This window comes from Burkholderia sp. 22PA0099, from assembly GCF_047497165.1.
Classification (GTDB): Bacteria; Pseudomonadota; Gammaproteobacteria; order Burkholderiales; family Burkholderiaceae; genus Burkholderia.
The window spans coordinates 103,633-116,721 of record NZ_CP163165.1 but is presented as its reverse complement, the minus strand read 5'-3'; the positions used below and the strand labels follow the sequence as shown (position 1 = coordinate 116,721).

The window sequence follows — 13,089 nt, the reverse complement described above, 5'->3', positions numbered from 1 at the left end:
TCAGCAAAGGAACACGCGGCATCATGCAATTCGAAGTCAGAGCGCTTTCGCCGGATAACCGGATCACGGCCTTGGTGGTCGACGCCCAGGACGAGGCCGGCGCGCGCGCGCAGGTCGAGGCGCGCGGCCTGCACGCCATGCGCGTCGCGCCGGTGCGCACGCTGCGCGGGCCGGCGGCCGTGCGCGGACGGATCTCGCTGGTGCTGTTCAGCCAGGAGCTGCTGGCGCTGCTGAAGGCCGGCCTGTCGATCGTCGAGGGGCTGGAGGCGCTGCTCGAACGCGAGGCCGGCGCGCGCCTGCGCGGCGTGCTGCAACGAATTCTGGCAGGGCTGCGCGAAGGCAAGCGCTTCTCGGCCCTGCTCGGCGAGCAGCCCGACGTGTTCCCGCCGCTCTACGTCGGCATCGTGCGCGCGGCCGAAGGCACCAGCGACCTGCCGCGCGCGCTGGCGCGCTATGTGGATTACCAGGCGCGCATCGACACGGTGCGCAACAAGCTCGTCAGTTCGGCGATCTATCCGTGCATCCTGCTGGTGGTGGGCGGCGGCGTATCGACGTTCCTGATCACCTACGTGGTGCCGCGCTTCGCGACCATCTACGAAGGCACCGGCCGCGCGCTGCCGTGGATGTCGCAGATGCTGCTCGACTGGGGCCGCTTCGCGTCGGCGCACGGCCCGACGCTGGTGCTGGCGGCCGGCGGCACGGCGGCGGCGCTGTTTTTCGGCATACGCGCGGTGGTGGCGCGCATCGGCCTGGTCACGCTGCTCGGGCGGATTCCGCTGCTCGGCCCGCACCTGCGCATCTACCAGCTTTCGCGTTTGTACCTGACGCTCGGCATGCTGCTCGAAGGCGGCATCCCGGTGGTCACGGCGATGCAGACGGCCAGCGGCACGGTGTCGCCGTCGATGCGCGAGGCGCTGCAACTGGCGCGCACGGCCGTGCAATCGGGCGAATCGCTGTCGGTCGCGTTCCAGGCGCAGCGGCTGACCACGCCGATCTCGCTGCGCATGCTGCGGGTGGGCGAGCGCTCGGGCGAACTCGGCGCGATGCTGACCCAGTCGGCCGCGTTCTACGACGGCGAGATCACTCGCTGGATCGACCGCTTCACGCGCATGTTCGAGCCGCTGCTGATGTCGGCGATCGGCGTGGTGGTCGGCACCATCGTCGTGCTGCTGTACATGCCCATCTTCGATCTGGCGGGGAGCCTGTCATGACGACCCTCGACGCGCCGGTGGCGCACTTCGACGCCGAGCAACTGATGCACGCGCGCACGGCCGCCGCGGCTACCCGGCGGCATCTGGTGGACGAGTTGCAGGCGCTGACCGGCACCGAGCCGATCGAGCTGCTGCGCGCGCTCGCCGCGCAGACGGCGATGACCGTGATCGAGACGGCCGGCATGCTGGCGCTCGCACCGGCGTTCGACCGCGTGCCGCTGTCGCTCGCGATGCAGCGTGGCTGCGCGCTGCTGCGCGAGAAGGCCGACGCCGGCGAACCGGGTGCCCCGGGCGGCGCGCTGATCGGCGTGGTCACCAGCCCGTTCGATCTCGATTTGCAGACCTGGCTCGACGCGCAGGCGGGCGGCGGGCTCGAGATGCGGCTCGCGCTGCCGGGCGACCTGCTCGCCTATCACGCGCGCCTGGAGGAATCGGCGCGCGCGGTGGACAACCTCGTGGGCGCCGCCGACGGCAGCCAGGCCGATGGCCGCACCACCCAGGTGCTGTCGTTCCAGAGCGTCAGCGAGGCGGCCAGCCCGGCCGTCAAGCTCGTCAATTCGACGCTGTACGACGCGCTGAAGGCCGGCGCGTCCGACGTCCACCTCGAAAGCACGGCCACCGGGCTCGCGCTCAAGTACCGCGTGGACGGCGTGCTCGACGCGGCCGCCACGATCCAGGGCGTGGAGGCGGCCGAGCAGGTGATCTCGCGCCTGAAGGTGCTGGCCGAACTCGACATCGCCGAGCGGCGCGTGCCGCAGGACGGCAGCTTCCGGGTGGCGGCGGGCGGGCGCGACATCGACCTGCGCGTGTCGATCATGCCGAGCATCCACGGCGAGGACGCCGTGATCCGGATTCTCGACAAGCGCGCCATGATCGAGGCCTACGGCGCGCTGACGCTGGAGGCGCTCGGCTACGACGCCGATTCGCTGGTCGCGCTGCGCGCGCTGGCCGAGGAGCCGTACGGCATGCTGCTGGTGACCGGCCCGACCGGCTCGGGCAAGACCACCACGCTGTACGCCGCACTGACCGAGATCCACAACGGCCGCGACAAGATCATCACGATCGAGGACCCGGTCGAATATCAACTGCCCGGCATCCTGCAGATTCCCGTCAACGAGAAGAAGGGGCTGACGTTCGCGCGCGGGCTGCGCTCGATCCTGCGTCACGACCCCGACAAGATCATGGTGGGCGAGATCCGCGACCGCGAAACGGCCGAGATCGCCGTGCAATCCGCGCTGACCGGCCACCTCGTGCTGACCACCGTGCACGCCAACAACGTGTTCGACGTGTTCGGCCGCTTCGGCCACATGGGCATCGATCCGTACGCGTTCGTGTCGGCGCTCAACGGCATCTGGGCGCAGCGCCTGCTGCGCGTGAACTGCCCGCGCTGCGCCGTGCCGTATCAGCCGAGCGACGCCGAGCTGGCGCGGCTCGGCCTGACGCGCGAGGCCACCGCCGGCTACGACTTCCGCCAGGGCACCGGCTGCGGCGATTGCCGCGGCACCGGCTATCGCGGCCGGCGCGCGATCGCCGAGATCCTGATCCTCGACGACGAGATCCGCGACCTGGTGGTCGAGAAGCAGCCGATCCGCGTGATCAAGGAAGCGGCGCGCCGCAACGGCACGCGGCAATTGCGCGAGGTCGCGCTCGGCCTGGTGAAGCGCGGCGAAACCACGCTGGCCGAAGTGAAACGGGTGACCCTCAATGCTTGATCGCTGGCTGAAGCGGCTCGCGCCGCGCGGGGAATGCCGCCTCACGGTGTCGCGCGAGGCGGTGACGGTGCGCCGCACGGGCGCGTCGCGTCATGCGGCGGCGCAGTTCGTCGAGCGGCCGCTGATGGGCGCCGGCTTTGCCGGCGACGCCGCGCCCGGTGCGTTGGCCGCGGCATTGGCTGCCGCGATCGACGAATCGGGCGGGCGCGGGCTGCCCGTGCATGTGCGGTTCGCCGATGCGCTCGCCCGCTATTTCATGGTCACGCCGGCCGAGAACGCGCGCCGCCTGTCGGATTTGCGCGCGGCGGCCGAGGTGCGGTTTCGCATGCTGTACGGCCAGGACCCGGCCGGCTGGCAGATCCAGGCCGACTGGCAGGCCGCCGAGCCGTTTCTCGCCTGCGCGGTGCCGCGCTACTGGGCCGGCGCGCTGCACGAGGCGGTGGCGGCCGGGCGCGGCTGCGTGGTGTCGGCGCAGCCCGAATTCGTGGCGGCCTGGAACGAGACGCGCCGGGAGCTTGGCGCGCACACGTGGCTCGCCACGCGCGGCGAACGCGCGCTGACGCTCGGCCTGATCGCGGCTGCGCCGCGTGCGCGGGTGGTGGCGGTGCGCACGCTCGCCGTGCCCGAGCCGGTGCCGTCGCTCGGCTGGCTGCGCGAGCAGGTGACGCGCGCGGCGCTGCTCGACAATCTGCCGGCACCGTCGGCGCTGGTGCTGCACGGCCCGCGCTGCGAGGTGTGGATGCCGGGCGCGACCGATTTCACCGATCCGGGCCTGGCGGTGCGCTGGGCCGGCGTGGCCGAGCGCATCAACGCGTTGCCGGCCGGGGCCGTGGCCGAATCGGCCGCGCCGCTTGCCTGGAGCGCGCCGACGCAATGAGAAGCCTGTCGATCGATCTCGCGCCGTTCAGCGTGCGGCGCGAGTGGCACCGGATTCGGCCGTTCGCGCGCGTGCTCGCGCTGATCGGCCTGCTGCTGTGCGGCGTGGCCGCGTGGCGCGCGCAGACGCTGCTGGTGCGGCTGCAGGCGCTCGACGCGCAAACCGCGCGCATCGTCGAGCGCAACGACCGGATCGTGCGCTCGGCGCAACGCGTGAGCCGCGAGCCGGTCGACGCGAAGCAGGCCGCCGCCGTCAACCTGGCCATCGCGCGCCTGAATCTGCCGTGGGACGCGTTGCTCGATGCGATCGAGGCGGCCACGCCCAGCCAGATCGCGCTGATGTCGATCACCCCCGAGCCGGCCGGCGCGCTGCTGCGCATCGAGGCCGAATGCGAGGACCCGCAGGACATGCTCGCTTACCTGGCCGCGCTCGGCCGGCAGCCGATGCTCGGGCGCGTGACGCTGACGCGGCACGAGCGCGTGAAGGACGGCATGGATACGGTGCTGCGTTTCCAGATCGAAGTGCAATGGCGCGGGGGCGGCGCATGACGATCTCGTTGCCCGTGCGCAGCCTGCTGCGGCTGCGTCTGGCCTTGACGCGTTTCGGCGCGGGGCCGTTGGTGGCCGGCGCCGCGCTGCTCGGCGCGGTGTTGTTGTGGCTCGGCCTGCTGCCCGGCATGGCCGCGCAGGTCGACGACGCCACGCGCGCGGCCACGCGGCTCGCCGCCGCGCCGCCGCCCAAACCCGCGATTCCGCCTGCGGCGCTGGCGGCCGACCGGCTGGCCGGTTTCTATCGTGGGCTCGGCGATTCGACGCATACCGGCGAGATCGTCCAGCATCTGTTCGAGGCTGCTGCGGCGGCCGGCGTGACGCTCGACAAGGCCGAATACAAGCCGGGGCACGACGGCTTCGGCCGCTTCGATACCTACACCGTCGTGTTGCCGGTGAAGGGCGATTACGCGCGGCTGCGGCGGTTCGGCGAGACGGTGCTGGCGGCCGTGCCGTACGCCGCGCTCGACGACATGCGCTTCAAGCGCAGCTCGGCCGAGGATGCCGGCGTGGAGGCCAATCTGCGCTTCACGGCGTTCTTGCGGCCGGTGGCGATCGCGCCGTTGAGCGCGTCGGAGGCGGCGGCGATCGAGGCGGGGGCTTCGACGGCTGACGGTGCTTCGACGGTTGCGGTGGCTTCGGCGGTTTCCGGGGCGTCGGCTGTCGATACGACCGGGCGTGTGCTGGCCTCGGGCGACGGCTTCGTGCCATTGCCGGTGTCGGATGCGGCAGTGGGGGCAGTGGGGCATCCGGCGACGGTCGTGTCGGTCAACGCGCAACCGCGTGGAGCGGATGCCGCGTTGGCGAAGGGGCCGGTGACGTTGCCGGGGCTGGCGGTGATTCGGCCGGTGGAGACGCGTTCGGCGCAGGCGAAGGGAGCGGTTGCGCCGGAGGCGCGTGCTGCCGAACCTCGCGAAGCAAAAGCGCAGTCGCCGGAGGTGCGTGCGAGTGGGGCGCATGAAGGGAAGACATCGTTGCCGGTTGCGGGTGCTGTCGAGGCGCATGAAGGCAAGATGCCGTCGCCGGTTGCGCGTGCGGCTGAAGCGCATGAAGGCAGGATGTCGTCGCCGGTTACGCGTGCGGCTGAAACGCATGAAGGCAGGATGTCGTCACCGGTTGCGCGTGCTGCTGAAACGCATGAAGGCAAGACCTCGTCACCGGTGGCGCGTGCCGTCGAAACGCGCGAGCCAAAGCCGGTGTCGCCGGCTGCACGTTCGGCCGCCACGCGCGAAGCAGAAATCGCATCGCCGGTCGCACGCGCCAACGCAACGCACGAGGCAAAGCTCCCGTCGCCGTATACGTACTCGACTGCAAAGCCCGAAGCCCGCACCGCCAATGCGGCGAACGCGCCCGGTGCGGCTGGCGTCGCGATGCCGGTGGCGGTGCCGCCACCGGCCGCTACGGCCAGGCGCGAGGCAACGTACCTGCCCGCATCGGCACCGGCCGCGCTCGCCCGATCGGCGGTTGCGTCGACCGAACCGGCAGCGCCTCATCCCGCCTTGGGCGGCTCCGCCCGCATGGCGAACCTCGCCGCGCAAGCCGCCGTGGCTCGCCCGTTCGCGCCGACGCCCGCATCGTCCGGCGCGGCTCGCCCGTTCGCGCCGACGCCCGCATCGTCCGGCGCGGCCTACCCGACCGCCGCATCGTCCACATCGCCAGCATCATCGTCATCCGCGAACGCCGTGCACGTTATCGATCTGCACGCCCAATCCGGCGGGTCCACGCGCACCTTTGCGAGCGGCGCGGTGGTCACGCCGGCCGCGCTCGCCGCCGCCGCTTCGGCTTCCGATGCCGCCTCGGCCCCCGATCCCGCCGATGCCACCGCCTCCCCTCCCGGAGGCACCCCATGAAAAAGCCGCAACCGAAGCACATCGCGATGGCCGTGCTGTTCGTCGCGTGCGCGGTGGTGCTGGTGTTCACGCACCACGATGCCGACGACGGCCTGGTCGAAGCCGCCCCGCACGCGGCGCGGCCCGGCGGTGCGTCCGACACCGCGCCGGCCACCGCGCGCGCCGCCGACCCGCGCGCGCCGGGCGCCGTCGAGATCGCCGCGATCCGCCCGCGCACCGTGCGCGGCGATGCCGGCGCGCATGCGCTGTTCGGCACCGTGATGCTGGCCCCGCCGCTGCCGTCGGCCGCGCCGGTGCAAGCCGATATCCCGCCGCTGCCGAACACGCCGGCGATGCCGTTCGCGTATCTCGGCAAACAGAAATCGGCCGGACATTGGGAGGTGTATCTCGCGCGCGGCGACGACACGCTGATCGTGCACGACCAGATGGTCATCGACGGCGCCTACAAGATCGATTCGATCACGCCGCCCACCATGACGCTTGTCTATCTGCCCCAGAAACTAGTTCAGACGATGGATATCGGCAGTGCCGACTGATCCGCGCGCCATGAGGAACGAACCGTTGCGCAAGCTTTCTTCGAATCGAATCCGCCCGCGCGCGCCGCACGCCGTCGCGATCGCGCTGCGGCGCGGCGCGCTGGTGGTCGCGCTGTCGGTCCTGCTCGGTGCGTGTGCCGCCCAGCAGGCCTTTCACGACGGTCAGAAGCTGACCGCGTCCGGCAAGGTGGACGCCGGCATCGCCAAGTACAAGGAGGCGTCCAAGGCCGAGCCCGAGGACGCCGAATACCGCAAGACCTGGCTGGCCGAGCGCGAGAAGGCCGTCGACGATCTGGTGGTGGCCGGCGACCGGCTCGCGGCGGCCGGCTCGCGCGAGGACGCGCGCAAGTCGTATCAGCACGCCCTGGCGCTGAACGCCGGCAACGAGCGCGCGGCGGACGGCATCGCGCGGCTCGACGCCGACGCGCGCCTCAACATCGCGTTGAGCCGCGCCGAGGCGCTGTTCCTGCGCCACCAGCCCGACGACGCGCGCCGCCTGCTCGATGCGGTGCTGACCGAGGCGCCCACCAACCCGCGTGCGCTCGACCTGCAACGCCGGCTGGCCGGCGAAACCGGCTCGGCGCGCGTCGAGGCCGCGCTTGCGGCGGCCTATCGCAAGCCGATCCAGATCGACTTCCGCGATGCGCCGCTCAAGCAGATCTTCGACGTGATCTCGCACAGCTCGGGCATGAACTTCCTGTTCGACCGCGACGTGAAGACCGACCAGCGCACCACGATCTTCCTGAAGAACAGCACGATCGACGCGACCGTGCGCTACGTGTTGGCCACCAACGGCCTCGCGCAGCAGGTGCTCGACGAGAACACCGTGCTGATCTATCCGAACACGGCGGCCAAGATCAAGGATTACCAGGAGCTGGCGGTCCGCACGTTCTTCCTGTCGAACACCGAGGCGAAGACCATCGCCAACACGCTGAAGACGATCCTGAAGATCCACGACGTGGTGGCCGACGAGAAGCTCAACATGGTGATCGTGCGCGACACGCCCGACGCGATCCGCATGGCCGAACGGCTGGTGTCGTTGGAGGACGTGCCCGAGCCGGAAGTGATGCTCGAAGTGGAGGTGCTCGAAGTGCAGCACAACAACGAGCTGAACCTCGGCGTGGCCTGGCCCGGCTCGGTGAACGTCACGCCGCTGCCGCTCGGCAGCGTGATCGCGCCGGTCACGGGGCAGACCACCACGACCACCACCGCGCTGAACCCGTTCGGCATCGGCAGCAGCGTGGTCGGCAGCGGTTCCGGCGTCAATTCGCCGGCACTGACCATGAACGACCTGCTGCACCAGACGGTGCGCACGCTCGGCCTGTCGTCGCTGCAGGCCACCGCCAACGCGAACGTGCAGGATTCCACCGTCAAGCTGCTGACCAACCCGCGCATTCGCGTGCGCAACCACGAGAAGGCCAAGATCCTGATCGGCGAGCGCGTGCCGAACTTCACGTCGACGGCGACTTCCACCGGCTTCCTGTCGTCGTCGGTCAACTATCTCGACATCGGCTTGACGCTGAACGTCGAGCCGACCGTCTATCTCGACGACACCGTCGGCATCAAGCTCGCGCTGGAGGTCAGCAGCCTCGGCAACTCGATCCAGAGCAGCACCGGCACGTCCGCGTTCCAGATCGGCACGCGCACCGCGAGCACCGTGCTGCAACTGAAGAACGGCGAGACCGACGTGCTCGCCGGCCTGATCGACAACGAGGAGCGCACCTCGGGCAACAAGGTGCCCGGCCTCGGCCAGTTGCCGATCCTCGGGCGGCTGTTCGGCGCGACCGACGATCAGGCCAAGAACACCGAGATCGTGCTGGCGATTACCCCGCACCTGATCCGCAACATTCGTCGCCCCGATGCCGATTTGGCGTATTTCACGTCGGGCACCGAAACGAATCTGCGCAGCATGATCCAGTCGAACGGGCTGGCGCAGCCGGCGGTCAGTTCGGGCGGCGCGGCGGCAGGTGCCGCGGCTTCGCGCTTCGGCGCGGGCGGTGCGGGCAACTCCGGGGCATCGGCCGGTGCGAACGGAGCGGGCAGTGCCTACGGCGCGAGCGCGGGCAGCAGCGGCTACGGCGGCGGCTATGGCACGGGCACGCTGGGCGACGGGCTGGCCGCGCCGGGCGTCGGGCCGACGGTCGGCACCGCGCAGATGACGGTGGACGGGCCGCCGCTCGTCAAGACCGGCGATTCGGTCACCGTATCGCTGACGCTGTCGGCCGATCAGCCGGTGGCGAGCGCGTCGACGACGGTGGGCTTCGACGCCGCCAAGCTGCAGTTCGTCGGCGTCAGCGAGGGCGATTTCATGAAGCAGGGCGGCACGCCGACCACCTTCTCCAGCCGCGTGGGCACGGGCCAGGTGCAGTTGTCGGACGCCGTGCAGGGCGGCTTGGGCGCCGCCTCGACCGGCACCTACGCGGTGCTGACGTTCAAGGCGCTCGCACCGGTCTCGCAGACCTCGATCAAGGTCCAGCCCGGCGCGTTCGTGGGCCTGACCGGCGGGCCGATCACGCTGGCCACGCCGTCGGCTTATACGCTCGGCATCGATCCGAGGCCATGATGGGGGCGCTGACTTTGCGGTTGGTCGGGTCTTGGCTGCGGCGGCTGGTTTTGTCGCAGGTTCTGCCTTCGTTGCGGTCGCGGTTTTCGTCGCAGCGGCAGGCTTTGTCGCAGGCGCGGTTTTCGTCGCAGTCGCAGGCGTCATTGCAGTCGCGGCCTTCGTCGCAGCGGCAGGCCCCATCGCAGTCGCGGCCTTCGTCGCAGTTGCCGTTGCCGGCGCAGCTTTCGCAGCCACGGCGCATGTCCCGCTGGTTCGCGACGGCGCGGCGCGCGCACGGCGAGTGCGCCGCCATGCGCCGGTCCACCACGCGCCGGGCCGCCGGCTTCACGCTGATCGAGTTGCTCGTCACGCTGGCCATCCTCGGCGTGCTCGCCAGCATGACCGTGCCCGTCGCGCAGGTGATGCGCCAGCGCGAGCGCGAGCAGGAACTGCGCGACGCGCTGCATCAGATCCGCACCGCGCTCGATGCCTACAAGACGGCCGGCAAGGACGGCCGGATTCCCGTCGAGAGCGGCAGCTCGGGCTATCCGGCGAAGCTGTCGGTGCTGGTGGAGGGCGTGAAGGACCAGACCGACCTCAAGGGCCGCAAGCTCTATTTCCTGCGCCGCCTGCCGCGCGATCCGATGAACCGCGACGCCGCGCTCGACGCCGCCGACACCTGGGGCAAGCGCGCCTATTCGAGCGAACCCGACGATCCGCAGGAAGGCGACGACGTCTACGACGTCTATTCGCTGTCCCGGGGCGTCGGCCTGAACGGCATTCCCTACCGCAATTGGTGACGGCGATGACACTTCCTCCGATCGGCCGCGCGGGTGCGCCGCGTCGCCCTCTCGGCCGCGGCTTCACGCTGATCGAGCTGCTGCTGGTGCTGTCGATCATCGCGCTGATGCTGACGATCGCGCTGCCGCAGTATTTCCATTCGATCGATTCGTCGAAGGAGAAGATCCTCGCCGAGAACCTGCACGCGACGCGCGACGCGATCGATGCGTTCTACGGCGACGCGGGGCGCTACCCGGATTCGCTGCAGGAACTCGTCGACAAGCACTACCTGCGCGCGCTGCCGTTCGATCCGGTGGCCGACAGCGCGACCACCTGGCAGATCATCGCGCCCGAGGAGCAGTTCCCCGGCAAGGTCTACGACCTCAAGAGCGGCGCGCAGGGCGCCACGCAGGACGGGCGGCCGTTCGATTCCTTATGACGGCGACCGGACGCCGCCGCGCACTCGCCCGCATTCGCCGCCGCGTTCCACGCGCCGGGCAGCGCGGCTTTGCGTTTATCGCGTTGCTGATCGGCATCGCGATCATCGCCGTGGCGGCCGCCGCCACGATCCAGATCGGCGCGCTGTATCAGCGGCGCATGGCCGAACGCGCGCTGCTCGATGTCGGCGACGCGTTCCAGCGCGCGCTGCTCAGTTACGCCGACAGCACGCCGGCCGGCCTGCCGCGCGCGCCGAGCACGCTGGAGGATCTGCTGCACGACCCGCGCTTTCCGAACCCCACGCGGCACCTGCGCCGCATCTACGCCGATCCGCTGACGGGCAAGGCCGACTGGGTGCTGATCCGCTCGCCGGATGGGCAGGGCATCGTCGGCATCCACAGCGCGTCGCGCGCGCGGCCGATCCAGATCAAGCAGTTTCCGAAGGAGTTCGCCGGCTTCGAGAACCAGCGCCGCTATACGCGGTGGGTGTTCGTCGCGAATTCGCCGGAACGGGCGAACCTGCCGGCCGGCACGTTGGGCGGGGCGGTGGGGCCGGGCGGCGGGGCCGTGCCGGTGCCGGTTGGTGGAGGCGTGACGGTGAATGGGCAGCCTGCGTCGAGCCTGGTGGGGAAGGACGCGGACGATCCGTTCGGCGACGACGATGGCGGTATCGCCAACGGTGCGGGATTTGCGGGCGGTGGCGGGTTCTCGAACGGCAGTGGGTTTTCTGGCGGCGGTGGGTTCTCGAACGACGGCGGTTTTTCTGGCGGCGGCGGGTTTTCGAGCAACGGCGGCTTTTCTAGCGGCAGTGGCTTTTCCAACAACGGTGGTTTTCCTAGCGGCAGCGGATTTTCGAGCAACGGCGGATTTTCGGGCGGCAGCGGCTTTTCAAGCAACGGTGGCTTTTCTGGCGGCAGCGGATTTTCGAGCAACGGCGGATTTTCCAACGGCAGCAGCATGTCCGGCGAAAGCGGCTCCGCGAATGGCGGATTTTCGTCCGGGGATGGTTCGGCCGGCCGCTGATCGCTCCACCGCCGCTCCCCACCGTTCACTCACGGCTCCACCGCCGCTCATCCAGGCTCACCCACCGCTCACCACCCCCAACCTCGCCAACCGATCCGGTCGCGCCACCGCTTCTCCGGCCAGCCAGGCCCGCGCCTGCTTCGCCTCATCGACGCCCACCGCCACCCCGCTGCCCAGCGCCGCGCTCGGTACGAACACCGGCGTCTCGCCGTCGCGCCATGCCGAGGCCGACGCCAGTGCCTCGGTCACCACCGGGCTCGCTGCGCGCCGCGCACCCGCGTGGTCGGCTCCACCGGCCTGCGCGAACGGCGTCAACGCACCGCCCGCCACCATGAACAGCAGGTTCTGCCGCAACTCGCCCGCATTTCGCGTGGCCCCGCCGCCGAGCCGCGCGACGATCTCTCCGATCGGCATCGCGCCGTGCGCCATCAACGCCCGCAGGTCCTCGACGAAATCGGGCTGGAAACTCAGCGCCCCGCGCGGAATCGTCACGCGCGCCTCGATCCGCGCCGGATCGCCGACGCAGCCCACCGGCAACGCATCGAGTTGCCGCAGCGCGTCGCCGGGCGCCTGCGCGGTGCGTGCGCCGCGCACGAACACGTCGCGCCGGAAGCGCCGGTTGACCGCGAAATCCTCGGCCAGATGGCGCAGCCGCGCGTTCGGCAGCGCGCCGATCGCGTCGGCGGCCGGGCGGTCCATCAGCAGCATCGGGTAGTTGTCGGCGAGCGTCGCGCTGCCCGCGTACGCCAGGCCCGCCGCCGCGAACTCGTCGGCCACGTCGACCGAGTAGTGCACCTGCCAGCTTCGGTTCAGGAATTCGTGCGCGAGGTAATCGTGCGGATCGTTCGCGAGCGCGGCCAGCGCCTCGGCGGCCGACGGGTTGTCGCGGAAGTAGCGCAGCGCGGGCTGGCCGAGCCGCTGCAGGTCGGCCACGGCGCGGCCGGTGCGCGCGGCGGTGTTGCCTTCGGCGGCCTGCGCGAGTTCCAGCATCAGCTTGCGCAGCGGCGCCTCGGCGGCCCAGCCGGGCTGGCAGTTGTAGCTCAGATACACGCGCCCGTTCTCCGCCAGATGCCGCGCCACCAGTTGCCGCACCGTCTCGCGCACGTCGGCGCCGACCCAGCTGTACACGCCGTGCATCGCGATGAAGTCGAACGACGGCAGCCCCGCATCGAGCAGCGCCGCGAAGCTCGCCTCGTGGAACACCAGGTTGCCGACCCCGAGCCGCTCGGCGCGGCGGCGCGCCATCGCGATATGGGCCGGATTGATGTCGCAGACGTGGAATTCGGCGTGCGGGAACGCGGCGGCGTGGATCGTGCTGGCGTAGGCGAAGCCGCAGCCGAGATCGAGGTAGCGGAACGGGTGGTCCAGCGGGACCGGGCGAAAGCCGCCCGGCACGCTCGCGTAATTGAGCCAGGCGGGCGACAGCTCGCGGTGAAAACGGTCAGGAAACGTGATGTCGCTGACGTAGCCGGAATAGGGATCGGATGCGTGCATGAGTCTCGTCGACACGGCGCGAAGGGGCCGCGGCGGCGGCTGGCCGCGCGAGCTTACCACGCAGGCCGCGCGCCGAAT

General features: G+C 70.6%; 11 protein-coding genes. 10 read left to right on the top strand and 1 reads right to left on the bottom strand.

The window, feature by feature from the left end; translation table 11 throughout:
* Positions 1 to 23 precede the first annotated feature (23 nt).
* The 10 genes from AB4851_RS15780 (at position 24) to AB4851_RS15735 (ending at position 11,517) form a co-directional block, all read left to right on the top strand.
* Complete coding sequence (locus AB4851_RS15780) at positions 24 to 1,211, top strand: type II secretion system F family protein (protein WP_414450593.1); 1,188 nt, start codon at positions 24 to 26, stop codon at positions 1,209 to 1,211.
* A complete protein-coding gene (locus AB4851_RS15775) occupies positions 1,208 to 2,923 on the top strand; it encodes a GspE/PulE family protein (RefSeq protein WP_414450592.1) in 1,716 nt (571 codons plus the stop codon). Before AB4851_RS15780 ends, AB4851_RS15775 begins: the two co-directional genes overlap by 4 nt.
* Positions 2,916 to 3,800, top strand: a complete 885-nt coding sequence (locus tag AB4851_RS15770; protein ID WP_414450591.1) for a hypothetical protein — start codon at positions 2,916 to 2,918, stop codon at positions 3,798 to 3,800. The genes AB4851_RS15775 and AB4851_RS15770 overlap by 8 nt, the downstream gene beginning before the upstream one ends.
* Complete coding sequence (locus AB4851_RS15765; RefSeq protein WP_414450590.1) at positions 3,797 to 4,348, top strand: PilN domain-containing protein; 552 nt, start codon at positions 3,797 to 3,799, stop codon at positions 4,346 to 4,348. The genes AB4851_RS15770 and AB4851_RS15765 overlap by 4 nt, the downstream gene beginning before the upstream one ends.
* Positions 4,345 to 6,198, top strand: coding sequence for a hypothetical protein (locus AB4851_RS15760; RefSeq protein ID WP_414450589.1), 1,854 nt, complete (start codon positions 4,345 to 4,347; stop codon positions 6,196 to 6,198). Before AB4851_RS15765 ends, AB4851_RS15760 begins: the two co-directional genes overlap by 4 nt.
* On the top strand, positions 6,195 to 6,734 hold the full coding sequence (locus AB4851_RS15755; RefSeq protein WP_414450588.1) for a hypothetical protein: 540 nt from the start codon (positions 6,195 to 6,197) through the stop codon (positions 6,732 to 6,734). Before AB4851_RS15760 ends, AB4851_RS15755 begins: the two co-directional genes overlap by 4 nt.
* Positions 6,735 to 6,759: 25 nt before the next feature.
* Positions 6,760 to 9,297, top strand: coding sequence for a secretin N-terminal domain-containing protein (locus AB4851_RS15750; RefSeq protein ID WP_414450587.1), 2,538 nt, complete (start codon positions 6,760 to 6,762; stop codon positions 9,295 to 9,297).
* 290 nt (positions 9,298 to 9,587) lie between these two features.
* Complete coding sequence (locus AB4851_RS15745) at positions 9,588 to 10,076, top strand: type II secretion system protein (protein WP_414451867.1); 489 nt, start codon at positions 9,588 to 9,590, stop codon at positions 10,074 to 10,076.
* Between the two features lie 5 nt (positions 10,077 to 10,081).
* Positions 10,082 to 10,495, top strand: a complete 414-nt coding sequence (locus tag AB4851_RS15740) for a type II secretion system protein (protein ID WP_414450586.1) — start codon at positions 10,082 to 10,084, stop codon at positions 10,493 to 10,495.
* The gene (locus AB4851_RS15735) at positions 10,492 to 11,517 is read left to right on the top strand and encodes a hypothetical protein (RefSeq protein WP_414450585.1); all 1,026 of its coding nucleotides are present in this window, start codon (positions 10,492 to 10,494) and stop codon (positions 11,515 to 11,517) included. The genes AB4851_RS15740 and AB4851_RS15735 overlap by 4 nt, the downstream gene beginning before the upstream one ends.
* A gap of 57 nt (positions 11,518 to 11,574) precedes the next feature.
* On the opposite strand, the gene AB4851_RS15730 is transcribed toward AB4851_RS15735, so the two are convergent.
* Positions 11,575 to 13,011: a class I SAM-dependent methyltransferase gene (locus tag AB4851_RS15730; protein ID WP_414450584.1), complete on the bottom strand. Its 1,437-nt coding sequence runs from the start codon at positions 13,009 to 13,011 to the stop codon at positions 11,575 to 11,577.
* Between the last annotated feature and the right edge of the window lie 78 nt (positions 13,012 to 13,089).